Source organism: Sphingomonas sp. UYEF23 (assembly GCF_040546165.1).
In the GTDB taxonomy this organism is placed as follows: Bacteria; Pseudomonadota; Alphaproteobacteria; order Sphingomonadales; family Sphingomonadaceae; genus Sphingomonas; species Sphingomonas glacialis.
Genome location: NZ_JBEPNG010000005.1, coordinates 88,427 through 106,541, shown reverse-complemented (window position 1 = coordinate 106,541; position 18,115 = coordinate 88,427). Strand labels below are relative to the sequence as shown.

Sequence of the window (18,115 nt, the reverse complement as noted above, 5' to 3'; positions counted from 1 at the left end):
ACGGAACTAGCTGGTGTATCGAAAAGAGTCTAGGCAATATTCGATACAGTCAGCGTCGATGTATCGAAACCGACCGAATCCGAGCCTCTTATGTGTGCCTATGAGACTCAGGTCCGGATGCGTGCTATTCAACCGACTTGCTACGTTTCGGTGGAATGCCCCCTCGCCTCTTCATTTTGAATGCAACCCGAAAGATGTCAGGAAAGTTAATTTTCCCATTGGATCTTGTCTCCAAAACGCTGATGAGTTCTAAACTCTCGATGAGTGCAGCCTCATCAGAGTCCAAACGCTCTGCCAAAGATGGGGGTAACGCTTCAATGTTAGATCGAAGAGCCAGAAAAAGAGGAAGAGGGCCCATCTTGTGGCTGGCAGATTTCAAGCGATCTGCTGTGTTGGAGTCCTTCCAAATGGCCATCAAAACGTCACGATAGATAGGTGTCTCGACGCCTGCTAAAGGCCCTTTAATATAATCGATCCACCAGTAATCTTGTTCAAGGTCTGCTACTCGATTTACCGACGCTTCAGCAACGCCATTGGAAATACCTTTGTAGTCTATAACATTTTCCGAACCAATTGTTTCGTATTCAGCAGCCTTTCGAACTGCGGTTAAAAAGCCTCGGGGTGTCGTCTCGCCACTAGCATCGGCGAGATGCTGAATAAGCCAGGAATAAGTGGCACCGCGCTTTTTATCGCGCCCCATCCATTCGCCAGCCATCCGATTGAATATCTGGCGCTGAATGTCAGGATACTGGACCAGATCAGGCCGAAACTGGCCCGATGTTTCTCTAAAAAGCCTGACCGGCTGTCCAATAAACTCTAAAAGAGCCGCACGAGTCTCAGGCTCCCTCCACAGATGAAAAAACATAAGCGCATAAAGATCTCGAAAAGACCACTCGATTGCTACACGCTCAGCACGAAGTTTTGAGGCATCCGGAAATCGGAATAGTGTTGTATCCTCAAACTGGTCAGGCCTCATAAAGATTTTCATCTTCGTGTTCCTAAGACTCTTGGCGATCACAGCCAATCGCAACAATCCCTCGGTCCGCGTGCGTATTTGCGACCAATCACCGCCCAGCGTGTCCAAAGCATCGAACATAACGACCAAAGGACGCCGCTCACGCTCCGCGTCTAACTCGCGAAGCAGATTATCGCCCTTTTCCGCATTATCGCTAAGCCATTTGGTCAAACCTACCAAATCACTAGTGATGCCAAGATCCGAATTTTTCCCGTAAGCGCGAAGTAGTACCGCCTTCCATACGGTCAGCGCGTCCTGTCCACCCTCTAAGGCCGCTGTTAAGACGTCGGTCGATGGGGCGTGCTCATCAGCAAACGCCCCCCGAAAACCAAAAACGGCTTCGATGTTACGAAGTTCGTCCAGTCCATAGGTCGAGGCGGCTACACCCCTACCCTCTTTGGACCACAACGCATGAGACCAGAAGGTTTTGCCAACACCTCGATTGCCCACGACAATCGCACGGGTTAAATCGAATACATTGCGATGCCCGCGCGGCGCAAAGATCTCGTTCGGGCGCGGAACGCTGTTCGCCTTCCAAGCTGCCCCCGGAGGGAGCCTAAGCAGTGCCTCTCGCAGCATTTCGGTCGGCGTCACAACTCCAAGTCCACTTCTTCGTCAATCTTCCGAGCGTCGAGTCCCAATGCAGCAGATGCATTTGATAAGAACGTACCGAACGAGGCGGTATAATAGTCTGCTTGAAGAAGCCCCCTGTCTCTTACCGGGTCAACGTCGACAAATGATCCATTTAAGAAAATCGGCCACGCAGAATGTGGAGCATCTTCATCATCTAAGCTGTAGTTGAAAACACCAGAGTCATAGTCATATTCATAAAATGTTTCAGCGAGAACGTCGTATAACGCGTCGTTAAATGAAACTCGCGCTTCTTCGGAAACTCCTGCCTTCGCATGCACAAAAGCGACACGCTCCCGCCAATCATCGCCCGCGTCAACAGGAAGGGTTGATAGGTGCCCAAGCAGATAGCGATAGCCCTCAAATGTATGGGGATGATTTGTCCCGAAGAACAGGTTTACTCCTCCCAGCGCCAGTAGTGGCCCAGCAGTAACCTCGGCGAGCCCTGCACGGGCATCTACAAGTATCGCGTCATAATGGCCTTGGTTGGCGAAACGCTCGATCATATCGCGAACCTGCTCTCCTAACGATGCAGTCCCCCCATCCTTTTTTGGTTTTTCGAGCAATGCACGAGATAGCTTGGGTATCATCCCGGCCGGGTTATCCATCGTACGCTGCCCAGCCGCTGGGATAAGGTCTACTCGCCCCTGTCCGGCAGACCTGTCAGTCAGAATGCTAAGACCGACAAAATTACCAAGATCGCGGTCATCAATTCCATTGAGTCCTAACTCAGTCAAGTAATCAATAACACCAAAATCAGGACGTTCGTCGTCAGAAAACAGCATCGAAGCCAGTCCTGGGGCCTCAAGATCTAGGTCAACAAGAAGAAGGTTTTTACCCTGCTGAGACAGGTACAGAGCCAATGCAAAAAGTGCGGTCGTCCTTCCAACGCCACCTTTCAAGCTGCTGAACACCATAATCGGAGGCAGCGATTTGCTATGGAGAGCTGGCGTCCTTAGCCAGTCCCGACCGTAAAAGCGCCGATCGACTAGTTTTATGGTTTCATATTCGGCGCTCATGTCATTCAAGACTATTGCGTCAGTTTTGGTCGCGCCAGCGACAATCACAGCACCCGGCGCGTCAGGCAGCTGTAGCAGCCCGCCAAAAGAAATGTGATTGCCAAACTTATCGGCAGCCCGCTTGTTGAACTGCTTTAAATCTCTGACACCAATCTTCTTTTCGGAATAGAACGACAGACGACCAAAACCATCCCGGAGAAATACTCCATTACGATAAATAGATTCGTCAAGATTACTCCAAATATAGTTAGCAATGACATCTATCGCGCTATCAAAACTGATATCATCAAGCATCGTCATATGCCAACCTCACCAAAAACCTGGTTCGTTTGCTTAAACCACTTATCGTATTGACGCTTTGTCTGAGGGGCGGATGGCTGATCTCGATACCGCATCTTGACCGTCCACCCCTGCAAAAAGGATTTATCGCCCACGAGTTCGAGCATGCGGCCAGCTAATATACCCTCGCCTTGCGCTAGGAGAGCAGGTCCAAGTTCGGGAAAATGCAAGTAAAGAGGATCAGGCCCAACATCGGCTTTCTTCCTACTTTTTAGGCGGCGTTGGCGCACAAGGGGAAACCCGGATACTTGTAAATGGGCCTTTAAGGCGCATTCGGCCGCCAAGCCAATAAGATAGCTAGCCTCTCCGTGCTCCTTGGTATGACAAAGCTTCTCGGCGCATCGCTTGTGCCGCGCAGCTGCCCTACCCAAGTCCATCGAAACTCCCGTTCTTCGTTGCTGTCAGCCTCGGCGAGGGTAGAGCAGAAATGTGACGCTTTCGCAAAGCTCCTACCGCGACGCCATAGGATAACGTGCCGCACGAGCGCGCTCAACCTCGTCAGCGACATGTTGGACGCATTGATGGACGGATATTACGGACCGCAAAATTATATTGTATCTTCAGCTACTTGCGGCAGCAGCTGGCGGAGACGGAGGGATTCGAACCCTCGGTACCAGTAAACCCGGTACGGCGGTTTAGCAAACCGCTGGTTTCAGCCACTCACCCACGTCTCCGGATCACGGCGAAGGCGGGCTATAACCGCGCTTTGCTGCCACGGCAACCGCTTGTGCGCATGTTGCTCGCCGCGGAATCGATTCCGCTGGTCGCGACGGCGCCGCTCGTTCATTGGCGCGACAGCCAGGACGGCGCTATCATGGCGCAATTGCAGCCCCGGGGGAGAATGACGATGCACTTGCGCTGGACCAGCGCGCCGAGGATTGGCGCTGCAATCCTGCTCACGCTGGCGACCGCGGGAGCCCCGCTTGCGGCACAAGTGCGCACGATCGATCCCAACCAGGCGATCGATTCGGATCTGCGCCAGACGCAGCCGAAAGCGCAGCCGCAGCGCCGGACGCCCGCCCCGCCCCCCGCTCAAGGCGATCCTGTCCCGCTGGCCGACACGCCGCGCTATCCCGACGCGCCAGGATCGACCGAGCCGGTCGAGTCCGGATCCAGCGGATCGTCCGCGGGCAGCCCCACGGGAGCGCCGGCAGGTACGAACGGATCGGCACAGGACGTCGCGCGCGACGGGGCAGAGGTCGAATCGGCCGACAGCCAGACCTTCCAGAAGCAGGAATTGCTGCGCGCCGCCGAAGGCACCTTCGGCAAGGGCGCATCGGGGCTCGCCGGCATCCTCGAGCGCACGCTCAAGGAGCAGGGCTATCCCAACGCCTATATCGCCGGGCGCGAGGCGTCGGCGGCGGTCGTCGTCGGCCTGCGCTATGGCAAGGGCGAGATGTTCCACAAGGTCGAGGGGCGCCAGCCGGTCTATTGGACCGGCCCGTCGGTCGGCTTCGATCTGGGCGGGGATGCCAACAAGGTGTTCGTGCTGGTGTACAACCTCTACGACACCGCGGACCTGTTCAAGCGCTTCCCGGCGGCCGAGGGTCGTGTGTATTTCGTCGGCGGGTTCGCGGCGACCTATCTGCGCCGCGGCAACACGGTGCTGATCCCGATCCGGCTCGGCGTCGGATGGCGGCAGGGCGTCAATCTGGGCTATATGAAGTTCAGCCGGACCTCGAAATGGTTCCCGTTCTAAGCGCAGCGCGGCAGGCCGCAAAAGCGGCCTGACTCGCGCAAGCTCGGCCGGCGGGGCCCGCCCCGACCGACGGCATGGGCTTTGCCCATGCCCGACAAGCGCGTAACGTCCCCTGCGTGACCACCACCCGCCAGATCCTCCGCGCCCTGCTCGCCGCCGCTTATCTCGCCGCTGGCATCCTGCACGTGTTCGTGCCCAAACCCTTTCTCGGCATCACCCCGGACTGGGTCCCCTTCCCCGCCCAGGTGATCCTGCTGACCGGCCTGTGCGAGATCGCCGGGGCGATCGGCCTGTTCGTGCCGCGGCTGCGCTGGTGGGCGGGCGTTGGCCTCGCCGCCTATGCGGTGTGCGTCTATCCCGCGAACGTGAAGCACGCGCTCGATTTCATCGAAACCGGCCGCGGCGGGCTCGGGCTATGGTACCATATCCCGCGGCTTGCGTTTCAGCCGGTGATCGTGTGGTGGGCGCTGTTTGCCGGTCGCGTGATCGACTGGCCCTTCCCGCGACGGAGCGCAGCATGAGCGATATCGACGACACCATCATCGACACGCCCGAGGGTCCGATGACCTGGGCCGCCTGGAAGAAGAAGAACCCGGTGCAGATCCCGTCGCGCCGCACCAAGGGCAAGGACCTGCCCGTCAAGGTGAAGCGCTTCACCGAACCGAAGTGACGCTCGGTTAGCCGATGAAGCGCCAGCCGAGCGTCTGGCCGGCGTGGAACGGCACGACCGCAGTGTCACCCGCGCCGATCAGTTCAGGAACCGCCTCCTCGCGCCGCTCGAGCGTGATCGTGCCCTCGTTGAGCGGCAAACCGTAGAAACGCGCGCCGTGTTCCGAGGCGAAACCCTCGAACCGGTCGAGCGCATTTTCCTCATCGAACACTGCGAGATAGCTTTCGAGCGCGTACGGCGCGTTGAAGATGCCCGCGCAGCCGCAGGACGCTTCCTTGCGCGCGCGGCCATGCGGGGCGCTGTCGGTACCGAGGAAGAAGCTCGGCGACCCCGACACCGCCGCCGCGCGTACCGCGAGGCGATGGCGTTCGCGCTTGATCACCGGCAGGCAATAGGCGTGCGGCTGGAGCCCGCCATCGAACATTGCGTTGCGATTGAGATGGAGATGCTGCGGCGTGATCGTCGCGGCGATGTTGGCCCCCGCGTCGCTCACGAACGCGGCGGCCTCGGCGGTCGTGATATGTTCGAGCACGATCTTCAGCGCAGGATAATCGCGCACCAGCGGCGCCAGCGTCCGCTCGACGAAGATTGCCTCGCGATCGAAGATGTCGATTTCGCGATCGGTCACTTCGCCGTGGATCAGCAGCGGCATGCCGATCCGCTGCAGTGTCTCGAGCACCCCCGACAGCGCGCGGATGTCGGTGACGCCGTGCGCGGAATTCGTGGTCGCATGCGCCGGGTACAGCTTGCACGCCGCCCACACGCCCTCAGCATAGCCGCGTGCGATCTCCTCGGCGTCGGCCGCATCGGTGAGGTAGCAAGTCATCAACGGGGTGAAATCGGTCCCCGCGGGCAAGGCGGCGAGGATCCGCTCGCGATATGCCTCTGCCGCCGCGATCGTGGTCACCGGCGGGGTCAGGTTCGGCATGACGATCGCGCGCGCGAACTGGCGCGCGGTGTACTGCGCAACCGCGGCGAGCATCTCGCCATCGCGGAGGTGGACATGCCAGTCGTCGGGGCGGCGGATCGTGAGGCGCTCGGTCATGCCGACCGCCTAGCGCGCGGCGCGGCGAATCGCCAGCCGCGTATTGCCGCTACCCCTCGCCGCCCCTACCTCCATGCCATGAATGCCACCATGCTCGCCGATCGATCGCTCCTCCGCCTGTCGGGGGAGGATGTCCGCGGCTTCCTGCAGGGGCTCGTCACCGCCGACATGGCCGGCCCCTTCCCGGCCTGGGCCGGCTTGCTGACGCCGCAGGGCAAGGCGCTGTTCGACTTCGTCGTCTGGACCGACGGCGACGACGTCCTGCTCGATTGCGAGGCGAGCGTTGCCGAGGCATTGCGGCGGCGGCTGTCGATCTATCGCCTACGCCGCGCGATCACGATCGAGCAGACCGATGGCGCAGTGCATTGGTCGCGCGAGCCTGGCCAGGGCGTGCCCGATCCCCGGCTGGCCGCACTCGGCTATCGCTGGCTGGGCGAGCCGGGCGAGGCAGCAACCGGCTGGCATGCGCATCGCCTGTCGCTAGGCGTTGCCGAAGGCGAGGCCGAGCTCGGCAGCGACAAGACGCTGTGGCTCGAGGCGAACGCGCGCGAACTGAACGGCGTCAGTTTCACCAAGGGCTGCTATGTCGGCCAGGAGAACACCGCGCGGATGCACCATCGCAGCAAGGTCAACCGCCGGCTGGTGGTGGCACCGCTCGGCGAGCCGGGCGAGCGCACCCGCGCCACCTATCCCGACCTCGGCCTGATGGTCGAACTGCGCCGCGTCGAAGCGCTCGGCGATGCCGTGGTGCCCGATTGGCTAGCGACGGCGTTAGCGCACGCCGACGCCTAACGCCAACCGCCCCGTCACCGCCCGATCGAGCTGTATGCGAACCCGGCGCGCTCGGCATCGCTCGGCGGATAGACGTTGCGCAGATCGACCATCACCGGCGCCGCCATCGTCGCCGCCAGCCGCTTGAGATCGAGCGCGCGGTAGATGTTCCACTCGGTCACGATCACGACCGCGTCAGCGCCCTGCGCGGCGGCATAGGCGTCGCCGCAATAGGTGATGTCGGGCATCATCGTCTTGGCGATCTCCATCCCTTCGGGGTCATGCGCGCGCACCGTGATGCCAGCGTCGAGCAAGCTCTGGACGATCGCCAGGCTCGGCGCATCGCGCATGTCGTCGGTATTGGGCTTGAACGTCAGCCCCAGCACCGCGACGGTCTTGCCGCGCACGCTCGTCCCGTCGCCGCCGCCGAGCGCCGCGATCACCTTGCGCCCCATCGCACGCTTGCGCGTATCATTGACCTGGACGACCGCCTCGACGATCCGCACCGGCGTTTCGTAATCCTCGGCGGTCTTGAGCAAAGCGAGCGTGTCCTTGGGGAAGCACGAACCGCCATAGCCAGGCCCGGCGTGGAGGAACTTCGAACCGATCCGGTTATCGAGCCCGATCCCGCGCGACACGTCCTTGACGTTCGCGCCGACCGCTTCGCACAGATCGGCGATCTCGTTGATGAAGGTGATCTTGGTCGCCAGGAACGCATTGGCGGCATATTTGATCAGCTCGGAGGTCCGTCGCCCAGTGAACAGGATCGGGCTCTCGTTGAGATACAGCGGGCGATAGACATCGCGCATCACTTGCTGCGCGCGCGGATCCTCGGTGCCGATCACGATCCGGTCGGGCCGCTTGAAGTCGCCGATCGCGGCGCCCTCGCGCAGGAACTCGGGGTTGGAGACGACCGCGATCGGAAAGTCGCCGGCGAGTTCGGTGAGAATCTCCTCGACCTTGTCGCCGGTGCCGACGGGAACGGTCGACTTGGTGACGACCACGACCGGCCCGTCGATCGCCTCGGCGATCTCGCGCGTTGCGGCGAACACATAGCTCAGGTCAGCATGGCCGTCGCCACGGCGCGACGGTGTTCCCACCGCGATGAACACCGCATCGGCCCCGGCGACCGCAGCCTTGAGATCGGTCGTGAAGCGGAGCCGCCCCGCCGCGACATTGCTCGCGACGAGCGTATCGAGACCGGGCTCGAAGATCGGCATCTTGCCCGCCTCGAGTGCCGCAATCTTGGTCTCGTCCTTGTCGACGCAGATCACGTCATGGCCGAAATCCGAAAAGCATGCCCCTGATACCAGGCCGACATACCCCGAGCCGATCATCGTAATCCGCATGAAAAGTCCTCAAATCTCGCAAGCGCACCACAGTCCGGAGGCACACAGAGGGGCGCTCCACAACTGCCGCTCTAGCCGATCATGGCGGTATTGCCAGCCCGGCGCGATCGCTCGCCGGCCTCACATGTACCGTGCCACCGGCGCACAAAAAAGGGGAGACCGGCTTGCGCCGATCTCCCCGATTTCTGACCAAGGTCAGGTCTGGGCTTAGTTGCCCGAACCCGGACCGTAGGACACTTCGACGCGACGGTTCTGCACTTCGCGAACGCCATCGGCGGTCTGGACGCGCAGATGGGCGGGATCTTCACCGAAGGCTTCGGTGCCGATCGAGCCATCCGGGATCGAATGGGCGGTCATGTACGCACGAACCGCGTCGTTGCGGCGCTGCGACAGGCCGACGTTGTACTTCGGCGTACCCGAACGGTCGGTGAAGCCAGCAAGCATGACCTTTGCGTTACCGCAGTTCTGGTACTGCGCGATTGCGCCGTCCAGGATCGAGGCTGCCTCAGGCGTGACGTCCGACTTGTCCCACTCGAAGAACACGATGAACGGTCCAGGCGAGCAAGGCGTCGCGACAACCGGAGCCGGCTCAGGCGGCGGCGGGGGAGGCGGCGGCGGGGGCGGCGGCGGCGGCGGCGGAGCAGCAGGCTCGCCGAAGTTGTACGTCAGACCTGCGAGCAGGCTGTGCGTACGATAGCGACCGTTGTAGCCACGACCCGCGACGTCGACCAGCTTGACGTTGTCGGCGGTGAAGAAGCGATACTTGATCGACGCATCGACGTGCTTCGTGATCGGCGCGCGAACGCCGGCGAGGCCCTGATACGCGAAAACCGTGTCGCTGTCGTTGAGCAGGTTCTGCAGGCTGTTGATGCCGAAGCGCTCCTTGACGCGTGCAACACCGACACCGCCGCCGACGAAGCCCTGGATGCCATCATCGTCGCCGAAGTCGACAAGGCCGTTGACCATGAAGCTCAGTGCGGTCGTGCGACCACGAGCGAACTGGTACGTGCCAGCCGGGTAGTTGCCAACTGCGCCCGACGGGATGAGACCCGGGGTCCTGACCGACGAACGATAGTCATCGACCGATGCGCTCTTGTAGCCCACTTCGGCTTCGAGGCGGAACATGCCAAGGTCGTAACCGATCACGCCATCGACGTCGTAGCCGTAGCGATGATCGACGGTACCGGCGCTCTTCACGTTGTTGATATCGAACTTGATATCTTCCACGAGCACTGCACCACCGTCGACGCCGACATACCAGGACTTATCCCGGGCCAGCGCTGGTGTGGTAACGAGAGCAGTGGAGGCAAGCGCTATGGTAACGGCTAGCTTCCGCATAAAAATCCCCTTCATCTGGTTGTCACTCGGACAGCGCAAACCCTCTACCGAATGGAAGGTTTCCACGCAAGCGCACAAATGTCCGGACTGTTGCTGATTTAACACAGATTTAGTGGGAACCGTCAGCGATTTTCGATGCTACGCGGCAGCAATGAGTCCAAGCGTTTGAAGTGCCGCCAGAATCGTTGTGATCGTGGTGCGCGCCTCGGCGTCGATCGTGCTGCCGTTCGCAGGTGCAGCAATGGCCGGCCGCGGGGGCCCGAGCATCGCAAACCCGCCGAGGATGAGGTGCGACGCAGCAAGCGTTCCGACCGTCCAACGGCTGCCATCGAAACGCGCATCGGTCCGATCGGCTTTGCTCCACACCAGCATCCCGGGTTGCGGCGCAACGAACCGCCAGCCCCCCGCGGTCCAGCCGGCCAGCGCCTGCGCCTGCCCGCGCCAAGCGCCGCGCGGGGCTGCGCCAACGATCCAGCATGCGCCCGGCAACAGCGCCTCTGGCGGCGTGTCGAGCCCGACCGCCTCGACGCTCGCCTGCACCGCCATGTCGAGCAACGTCAGGGCCTCGTTGTGCGAAAGCTCCTTCTGCGCCTGCCCGGGCTGCAGCAAAGGCAGGCCCAGGCGCGTGCTTGTCTCATCGCTCATGCAAATCTCCTGTCATCCGTTCCCGTCGGGAATCGTGATCGTTGCGCCGTCGGATTCGCCGTGTGTGCCGATCTGGACGACGCGCAACACGACCCCGCCCCCTCGGTCCGCGGACGCCACGACGACACGCGGTTCGTGCGTCTCGATCAACGTCGTAGCGCCATCGCCGCGCAGCAGCGTGACGCGATACGCTTCGCGCTCTTCGCCTTGCGGAACATCGATCCCATCGCTCCAGCGCCACCCGTTTCTGCTGCGCCGCACCCAAGTTACATGCGCATCGCCCGCCCCGCTTTCGCGCCAGCGGAGATGGACGGGGGACGGCGGCACGACCGAAGTTCCGCGCACCGTCACGCGCGTCGCAACCGGTCCGTCGATGTCGCCGGTCCCCGACGCGAGAAGGCGAAGGTCGACTCCCAACGCGGCGAGCGGCAGGTCGAGCGAAAGAGCCGATTCGGCCTCGATCAGCACGAAGCGATCGCCGATCGCCTGCCCCCCCATCGCCGCCTCGGTCCCCCGCCGCCCGCGCCACAGCCCCGCCAGCCGCCAGCGCCGCGCGCCGATCTGGGTCGCGGTCGAAAATTGCAGCAGTTCATTGCCCACCAGCGCGAGATTGGCGCCCGCGTCGAGCGCGCGCGGATCGGCGCTTTCGAGCGTCATCGCCGGGTAAGCGAGATCGACCTCGAACGCCTGCGCCTGATCGGCGATCGCACTCGACCCGCGCCCCGGTAGGCTCGCCAGCCGCCCCATGGTTCCTGGCGCTGCGGTCGATCCCAGCGGCGTCCAGCGCGCCCCGCCGTCAAGGCTGTAGAGCAACGCCGCACGCCGCCAGCCCGGCTGCGTTCCGCCGGCGACGATCGTCACGCGCGGTGCCGACAGCAGCGCGTCGTCGAACGGCAAGCTCTCGAACACCTCGATCACCGTGGTTCCCGTCACCACATCGGGCGCCGCCAGCACGCGCCCCGGGCTCGCCGCCACCGGCAGCGTCCCGCCCGCGAGCCGCACGCAGTCGAGCGACAGAACCATCTTTTCGAGCGACCAGCCCGTGACGCGCCACACCCCCGCCACTCCGGCGATCGTGACGCACGCGCCGGGCACCACGTCGAGCGCGTCCCAGCCGAGCGTCACGCTACGCCGCTCGCGCCCCGCCTCGCCGCGCGCGAGGATGCCTTGCGCAAGCGTCTTGGCGGTTCCCGCATCGATCGCGGCGGGCAGCTCGATTCGATCCTCGCGCCGGCCCGCGCCGGGCCGCCGCACACTTTGCAAACCTATCTGGTACTCCCGCGCCGGATCGTAGTGTGACAGCGTCACTTGCCGCGGCACGCTGTCAATCGCAGCGACCGCGCGGTGGGGCTTGCCGGTCGAAGCGCCCGCACCGCGCGTCTCGCCATTGGCGATCTCGCGCTCGGGCATGGTCCCTGCGCGCATCGCCACCGCCCCGCCGATCGGCGCGAACCATGCGCCCCCGGCCTGGGCCAGCGTATCGAGCACGCTGCCGACACTGTCACCATACGCCGCAAAGCCATCGAGTGGCTGGACCGCGTCTGCCGCGATAACGCTCCCGTCGGACAACGCCTCGGCGATCATGCCGACCGACACCGGCGCACCATCGCCGATCACTTCGAAGGTCAGCGACGGAATGCGATTGCCATAATCGGCGAGCTGGAGCGTCTCGAACACCGCATAGGCGATCCCGCGGTGCGCCGCCGCGAACCCCACCCCCTCGGCCGCGGCGATCAGCGGATCGACCGGCTGGTCCTCGCCCCCCAGATGCAGCCGAAACCCCGTCGAAACCTTGAAGTCGCCGCCACTGCCGCGCAGCAGATTGCCATCCGCCCAGATCCGCCCGACCCCGACGATCGGCCGCCCCGACAGCGCTACCGCGAACGATGCCGCATAGCTGTAACGCGTGACGCTCGGCTGGCCCTTGCCGGTGCTGCTCTTCGATCGGCTCTCGATCAGATCGGTCGACCAGATCACGCACCCGCCGACGCGCATCGTGCCGAACACCTTCTGCAGCGGCGTGCCGTAATTCGACGTCTGCAGGTGCAGCGACGCCAGCCGCGGCCCCTCCACGCCCTTGGGCCGCATCAGCACGTCGCGATCGACCACGCCGCCGAGCGCCGCACCGAGCACCGCCCCGATCGGCCCGCCGAGCGCGCGGCCCACCACCGAAAGCACCAACGTCGCCATTTCAGTCTCCTGTCACGCGCCAGCAGCCGAGCATCGGCCACGGCGCCGCCCCCGGCCGCGCGACGACTCGCCGGAGCACCGCATCGGCATGGATCAGTCCGCCAGGCACGAGCACGGCCAGATGAAATTGCGCCGGCCCCGCCGCGAACAGCGCGATATCCCCCGGCGCCGGGTCGCCCACACGCGCCAGCCCGCTCGCGTCGAAGCGCGCGATCAGTGTAGCGGCGTCGCCGCCCCGCAGCGCGTAATCTCCCGGAATGTCCCCGTCGAAGCCACCCGCCCGCGCCGCGAGCGCCGCCACCCCAACGCAGTCGAGCCCATGCGCGGGAACACGCCCCTGTAACCGAAACCCGACCCCGATCAGCGCCTCCGCCGCCGCCACGACAGCCGCCGCGCGCGTCATGCCCCGGGATAGCGCGTCAGCAAGTCGATCCCCGGCAGGAACGGCTCGCCGCGGAAGTTGACGGCATTGGCAAAGCGCCCGGCACAGGTCGCCAAGCTCTTGTCGCACCCCTCGATCAGCTCGACCAAATCCCCCACCACAACCGGCAGCGCGGGGTCGATCCGCAGCGTGACGCTGCTCCCGTCGGACACCGCAATCGCCCCCTCGAGCCCCGAATTCTCCCCGCCGATCCAGCGCAGCAGCCCCCCGCCATACGCGTTGGCGACCGGCTCGGCGGCGTCGAGCGTCACCCCCCGCTCGTTCCACGCAACCACCCGCGCATAGCGCCGCCGCCCCGCCATCGCGACGCGACAGCGCGCGTCGCCGAGTTCGGCACGACATTCGGGCGAGGTCGCCTCGACCACGGGCCGGTCGAGCGCCGCGGTCGCACCGCGCAATTCGGCGGTAAAGCCGTGCGCGTCGCTCTCGACCGCACCGATCGTCCCCTCGCCGAGCGGCACGCGGCGCGGATCCGCCCCGCTCCAGTCTACCGCGAACAGCTGGACGCGCGCGCCATCCCACCGCCCGGCGAGCAAATCACGCGCGCCGATCGCCGCACTGGTCAGCGCGCCGGTAATATCCATCGTATCGGCATCGAGCCCGTCGCTGCGCTTGATCGCCGAGGGCGTCATTCCCGGCGCGGCGGCATGGACGAGCCCGTCGATCGCCAGATCGCGGTCATGATCGGTCAGCCCGATCGCCACGCCATCGCGCCGCTCGATCCGCCAGCACAAGGCGAGCGTGGTGAGGGGGCCGGTGAGCAAGGACATGAAGTGTCTCCAGAATCCCTCTCCCTTTGGGAGAGGGTGGCCGAGCGCAGCGAGGTCGGGTGAGGGCGGTCCACGCCGGGAGGCCCCACACGCGCACTGCACGCTACTCCCGCACCTCGATCAGCGGCACGCTGGTCGTCGCGCCCGCCAGGAACGTCGTCCGAGTGACGCTCAGCGTATCCTCGGCAAAGCGCACCGCCACGTCGAACAAAAACCCCGCGCGCACCGCCACCCCCACGCCCGGCGCCGCATCGAGCATGACACGCCCCCCCGCCGCGAGCGTGAACCGCGTCGTCTCGACCCCATCGACCGCAACGCGCACGCTCCCCGCGACCGGCCGCGTGATCCGCCGCACCGCGTCGCCATAGTGTTTGACGAGCGCGAAGCTGACCGTGACGCCGTCGCCCTCCCCCAGCAGCTGATCACTCGCCCCAAAGCTCGCCCCGCTCGAGGAAAAATCGAACGGATCGCGCAAGCGAAACCCACGCGCCGGCCCCATCCGCGCCCGAAAGAAGCCGAGCAACGTCGCGATATCCGCCTCCGATCGCACCCCCGGCGCAACATCGTAGCGCGTCCGCGCCTCGGCCCAGCTCGCATTGCGCATTTCCTGCCCGCCCGCGCTCGTGACGATCGCAGTCGAGAATTGCGGCGTCACCTCGGCCTCGCGGCCCAGCGCAAGCGGGAACAGCACATCGTCGAACGGCACCACCGCATCCTCCTCGGTCTCGAAATGGACGAACCCGTCGCGCAGCACTTGCGGCAGCGCCCAGACGAAGGTCGCCGCCACCCCGCGCGCGCGCGCCGCCTCGGCCGCCGCCGCAATCGCCCGCCACTGCGCCCGCTGGTCGCTGCGCAGCACGAAGCCCGCAAAATAATGCGTCTGCGCCGCCGCATAGCCGAGCCGCGCCTGCGCCACCGCGACCGCGCGCGCCGTGCCCGCGACATCCCCCGCGGTCACGAAATCATAATCCTCGAGCTGCAGCACATCGAACGCCGGCCACGCCCAGCCGAGCGGCACGTTGGCGCGCTTCAACTCGGGCGCATCACGCGCCAGCACGCTCGGCAAATAGACCAGCAGATGCGTCTCGACCGCTGGCGCCACCGCCCTCACCGCCGCGACCAGCGCCGCGGTCGAGGCCGCGAGCAACGCCCCAGCGGCATCGAGCAGGTCGCGCTGCGCCGCGTTGCTCACCGCATGGACGCCGGCAATCTCGACAGCCCCGCCCAACGCCTCCCGAGCGCTCGCATCGTAGAGACACGGCCGCCCGTCGGCGAGCACCCACCACCACGGCTCGCCAACCTGGAACTTGGGCGCGAGCCCCGCCGCGAGCGCGATCTCGATCACCGCCACCGCAACCGCGCGCAAATACGCCATCGCCCCCGTGCTCGCTGGCGACAGCAGGCACGACGGCGGATCCCATCCGGTCAGCGCCGGCGTGCCATCCCAGGCGCGCTGCTTCCAGTCGCTCCAGCAATGCGCGTCGAACAGTTCATAGCTGATCGACCAGATCACCTCATACCCGAGCGCCTTCGCGCGCACCGCGAAATCGCGCTGCCACGCCGCCGCCGCGACATTGAGCACGCCCCCCGCCAGGCTCACGTAAAAGCCGCCCGAACTGGCCTCGACCCGCAGGAAGTGGCTCATCCCGAGATAGTGGACGATGCGCCCGCGATAGCCGAGCAGCAGCGCGTTCCGCAGCAGCCGCTCGGGCGTGAGATTATAGCTGTCGTCATACCCGCTCGCGATCTGCAGCCCGTGTTCGGGCACCACGACATCGCCGATCGCGATCACCGCACCCGCTCCCTCGCAGCGAAGCGCGCTCAGCTCGACCCACGCCTCCACCGGCGCGGGCAACGCCGCACTGCCGCGTTCGACGAATCCCGGCGGCACGAGCGAAACGAACATCCGGTCGACATCGCCCGCCCACACCGGATCGGCTTCGTCGGGCAGCCGATAGCCGCCGTCGAGCGCCGCGAAATCGAGCGTGATCGTCGCATCCTCGGGCGTGCCGTTCGCATAATTCCACAGCCGCACATACCAGGCGCGCGCCGCGCCGCTCGCATCGCGCCCCTCGATCGTCAGCACCGGACCGTTGACTTGATCGAGCGCCACCACCCCGTTCGCACGCCAGCGGAACGACAGCCGACAGCCGCGAAAATCGCGCGCCGTCTCATAGCGCAGCAGCGAATGATCGTGGCTATCCTCGGCCTCCCAGATCAGCCCCGCCAGATCCCCCGCGGTGTAGAACACCGCATCGACACGCAAAGCGTCGGCGGCGGTGGTGGTCACCGCCGCCATCATCGGCCGCGGAAAATTGACCGTCCAGAAGCGCGGATCGAAGCGTGTCATCACGCTCTCGCTCTGGATCGTGCGGTCCCGTGCAAGCCAGAATGGCATAAAAAGCCCCTCCCCTTCAGGGGAGGGGTTGGGGTGGGGCCGTAAAGACCCCGACCACCCAGCACGTCCCCACCCCCAGCCCCTCCCCTGAAGGGGAGGGGAGTCGATCTTACGAAAGCGCCGCCTTCACCGCGCGCGCCACCTGCCGGCTCGACGCGGCGAGCGCTTGCGGCGCATCGCTCCCGCCCTGCACGGTGATCGACACGCGCACATCGCGCGGCCCACCCGCGCCGCCGCTTGCGACGATGCTCCCGCTCGTCGTGGGCACGAACAGTTCGGGCCCACGCTCGCCGACGATATAGGGCCGCGCCGGCGACACCGGCCCGCCCGTCGCACGCCCGGGCGATCCGCCGATCAGCCCGCCAAGCACGCCCAGCAGACTGTCGCCCCCACCCCCACCCCCGCCGAGCAAGGCGCTCAACCCGCTCCGCACCGCCGCCGCGGCGATATCGCCCAGCACCGACAGCGCGACCTTGCGCAGATCCTCGAAGCCGAGGCTCCCGCCCGCCAAAGCCTTGCCCAGCGTGGCCTCGATCGCGCGCCCGGCGCGGTCGACCCCACTCACCAGCGGCCCGTCGAGGCTCGCGCGCATCGCATCGATATCGCGCGCAAAGCCCACCGTATCGGCGCGCACGCCGACGACCAGCCGTTCGATTTCATCGTCCATCGGGAAACGCCTCCTGCAATCGCGCGCGCGTCGCGGCATCGGGCGGATCGACCGCCGCATCCCCGCCGCGCAGCACCGCCACCACACCGGCCAGTTCAGCGGGTGTCGCACGCCAGAAACGGTCGGGGCTCCACCCCAGCACCGCACCCGCCAGCCCCGCGAGCCGCGCCGCGGCATCGGCGAAGCACGCCATCACCGCCCCGCCAGGATCTGGCCGAGCAACACGCGCAGCACCGGCGTCGCCGCGGCGAGCCCCTGCTCGACCAGCGCCTCGCCGAACTGCGCGCGCGTGATCGCGGCGGGCGTCTCCCCCCGGCAATGCCAGAACAAAGCGACCAGCTCGCCGAGCGACAAGGCCCCCGCCGCCGCGCGCTCGACCAGCGCGAACAGCGGCCCGATCTCGCCCTCGGCAGCGACCAGTGCCGCAAAGCTCGGCCGCAGCACGATCGTCTCGCCCGCGATCCGCACCTCCGCCTCGCCGCGCACCGGGTTTGCGAGCGCGCTCATGCCGCCACCACCGCGCCCGAACTCTCGAGGCTCAGCGTGTACGACCGCTCGCCATTGTAATCCCCGGCATAATCGAGCCGCGTGACGAGGAACTTGCCCGACAGCGTCTCGCCGCTCTCGAAGCTCAGCCGATAGTCGTCGATCACTCCGGCGAGGGCATTGCCCTTGATCCGCAACTCGGCCGCCGAGCCGGTAAAGATCCCCGCCCCCGACACGCTGACGCTGCGCACCCCCGCCCCCGACAGCAAGTCGCGCCACCCGCCCGAATCCTTCGAGGTGATCGCCACCATCTCGCCATTGAGGCTCAATTGCGTCGTCCGCAGCCCCGCCACCGTCGCATAGACGATCGGACTGCCGCCATTGCCGACCTTCAACAAGAAGGCGCTCCCGCGTTCTGCACTCATTGCTGTATCTCCTTATGATGTTCGACATGCCGCTCGTGCGTCGCGTGGAATGGGTTCGCGCGGAGACGCGGAGACGCGGAGATGACGCGCCCGGCTCGGACCGGACGCGTCCCAAAATCGTTGGTGGCAGGCACGCCGGGCACCCCAAGCGCGACATCTCCGCGTCTCCGCGTCTCCGCGCGAACAAAACCGCTGTCGAAACGCGGAACCGCCGAGC

The 18,115-nt window shown here is 65.1% G+C and carries 18 protein-coding genes and 1 tRNA gene; 4 read left to right on the top strand and 15 right to left on the bottom strand.

The annotated features are described in order from the left end of the window. Window positions 1-124 precede the first annotated feature (124 nt). The 3 genes from ABIB28_RS11160 to ABIB28_RS11150 all read right to left on the bottom strand — a co-directional run bounded on the left by ABIB28_RS11160 (window position 125) and on the right by ABIB28_RS11150 (window position 3,677). Window positions 125-1,609, bottom strand: a complete 1,485-nt coding sequence (locus tag ABIB28_RS11160; RefSeq protein WP_354288180.1) for a hypothetical protein — start codon at window positions 1,607-1,609, stop codon at window positions 125-127. After that, window positions 1,606-2,964 (bottom strand): tyrosine-protein kinase family protein, encoded by a 1,359-nt coding sequence (locus tag ABIB28_RS11155; RefSeq protein ID WP_354288179.1) that lies wholly within the window; start codon window positions 2,962-2,964, stop codon window positions 1,606-1,608. Before ABIB28_RS11155 ends, ABIB28_RS11160 begins: the two co-directional genes overlap by 4 nt. Before the next feature lie 620 nt (window positions 2,965-3,584). After that, window positions 3,585-3,677: transfer RNA gene (locus ABIB28_RS11150), tRNA-Ser, on the bottom strand. A gap of 167 nt (window positions 3,678-3,844) precedes the next feature. Here ABIB28_RS11150 and ABIB28_RS11145 point away from each other — a divergent pair. From ABIB28_RS11145 to ABIB28_RS11135, 3 genes are all read left to right on the top strand, one after another. Continuing rightward, entirely contained in the window at window positions 3,845-4,702 is an 858-nt protein-coding gene (locus ABIB28_RS11145; protein ID WP_354288178.1) for a DUF1134 domain-containing protein, read from the top strand. Window positions 4,703-4,818: 116 nt separating this feature from the next. Next, the gene (locus ABIB28_RS11140; protein ID WP_229839447.1) at window positions 4,819-5,223 is read left to right on the top strand and encodes a DoxX family protein; all 405 of its coding nucleotides are present in this window, start codon (window positions 4,819-4,821) and stop codon (window positions 5,221-5,223) included. Continuing rightward, window positions 5,220-5,372, top strand: coding sequence for a hypothetical protein (locus ABIB28_RS11135; RefSeq protein WP_165954556.1), 153 nt, complete (start codon window positions 5,220-5,222; stop codon window positions 5,370-5,372). Before ABIB28_RS11140 ends, ABIB28_RS11135 begins: the two co-directional genes overlap by 4 nt. Window positions 5,373-5,379: 7 nt before the next feature. On the opposite strand, the gene pyrC is transcribed toward ABIB28_RS11135, so the two are convergent. Further along, window positions 5,380-6,417 carry a dihydroorotase gene (pyrC, locus tag ABIB28_RS11130; RefSeq protein ID WP_354288177.1) on the bottom strand — a complete coding sequence of 346 codons (1,038 nt, stop codon included), beginning with the start codon at window positions 6,415-6,417 and terminating at the stop codon, window positions 5,380-5,382. 78 nt (window positions 6,418-6,495) lie between these two features. Between pyrC and ygfZ the strand changes: the two genes are divergently transcribed. Then, window positions 6,496-7,209 (top strand): CAF17-like 4Fe-4S cluster assembly/insertion protein YgfZ, encoded by a 714-nt coding sequence (gene ygfZ / locus ABIB28_RS11125; RefSeq protein WP_354288176.1) that lies wholly within the window; start codon window positions 6,496-6,498, stop codon window positions 7,207-7,209. A 14-nt stretch (window positions 7,210-7,223) separates the two neighbouring features. On the opposite strand, the gene ABIB28_RS11120 is transcribed toward ygfZ, so the two are convergent. From ABIB28_RS11120 to ABIB28_RS11070, 11 genes are all read right to left on the bottom strand, one after another. Then, window positions 7,224-8,537 (bottom strand): UDP-glucose dehydrogenase family protein, encoded by a 1,314-nt coding sequence (locus tag ABIB28_RS11120; protein ID WP_354288175.1) that lies wholly within the window; start codon window positions 8,535-8,537, stop codon window positions 7,224-7,226. Between the two features lie 207 nt (window positions 8,538-8,744). Further along, window positions 8,745-9,875, bottom strand: a complete 1,131-nt coding sequence (locus tag ABIB28_RS11115; RefSeq protein ID WP_354288174.1) for an OmpA family protein — start codon at window positions 9,873-9,875, stop codon at window positions 8,745-8,747. A gap of 138 nt (window positions 9,876-10,013) precedes the next feature. Further along, window positions 10,014-10,520: a DUF2793 domain-containing protein gene (locus ABIB28_RS11110; RefSeq protein ID WP_354288173.1), complete on the bottom strand. Its 507-nt coding sequence runs from the start codon at window positions 10,518-10,520 to the stop codon at window positions 10,014-10,016. A gap of 12 nt (window positions 10,521-10,532) precedes the next feature. Further along, window positions 10,533-12,710, bottom strand: coding sequence for a GTA baseplate fiber-binding domain-containing protein (locus ABIB28_RS11105; RefSeq protein WP_354288172.1), 2,178 nt, complete (start codon window positions 12,708-12,710; stop codon window positions 10,533-10,535). Window position 12,711: 1 nt separating this feature from the next. After that, window positions 12,712-13,113 carry a peptidoglycan endopeptidase gene (locus ABIB28_RS11100; RefSeq protein ID WP_354288171.1) on the bottom strand — a complete coding sequence of 134 codons (402 nt, stop codon included), beginning with the start codon at window positions 13,111-13,113 and terminating at the stop codon, window positions 12,712-12,714. Beyond that, window positions 13,110-13,922 carry a phage/gene transfer agent baseplate hub protein gene (locus ABIB28_RS11095; RefSeq protein WP_354288170.1) on the bottom strand — a complete coding sequence of 271 codons (813 nt, stop codon included), beginning with the start codon at window positions 13,920-13,922 and terminating at the stop codon, window positions 13,110-13,112. The genes ABIB28_RS11100 and ABIB28_RS11095 overlap by 4 nt, the downstream gene beginning before the upstream one ends. Window positions 13,923-14,025: 103 nt before the next feature. Then, the gene (locus ABIB28_RS11090; RefSeq protein ID WP_354288169.1) at window positions 14,026-16,320 is read right to left on the bottom strand and encodes a DUF2460 domain-containing protein; all 2,295 of its coding nucleotides are present in this window, start codon (window positions 16,318-16,320) and stop codon (window positions 14,026-14,028) included. Window positions 16,321-16,429: 109 nt separating this feature from the next. Next, window positions 16,430-16,987 carry a tail tape measure protein gene (locus ABIB28_RS11085; protein WP_354288168.1) on the bottom strand — a complete coding sequence of 186 codons (558 nt, stop codon included), beginning with the start codon at window positions 16,985-16,987 and terminating at the stop codon, window positions 16,430-16,432. Continuing rightward, on the bottom strand, window positions 16,977-17,180 hold the full coding sequence (locus tag ABIB28_RS11080; RefSeq protein WP_354288167.1) for a phage tail assembly chaperone: 204 nt from the start codon (window positions 17,178-17,180) through the stop codon (window positions 16,977-16,979). Before ABIB28_RS11080 ends, ABIB28_RS11085 begins: the two co-directional genes overlap by 11 nt. Beyond that, window positions 17,180-17,494, bottom strand: coding sequence for a gene transfer agent family protein (locus ABIB28_RS11075; protein WP_354288166.1), 315 nt, complete (start codon window positions 17,492-17,494; stop codon window positions 17,180-17,182). The genes ABIB28_RS11080 and ABIB28_RS11075 overlap by 1 nt, the downstream gene beginning before the upstream one ends. Then, complete coding sequence (locus ABIB28_RS11070; protein WP_354288165.1) at window positions 17,491-17,898, bottom strand: phage tail tube protein; 408 nt, start codon at window positions 17,896-17,898, stop codon at window positions 17,491-17,493. Before ABIB28_RS11070 ends, ABIB28_RS11075 begins: the two co-directional genes overlap by 4 nt. Window positions 17,899-18,115 lie beyond the last annotated feature (217 nt).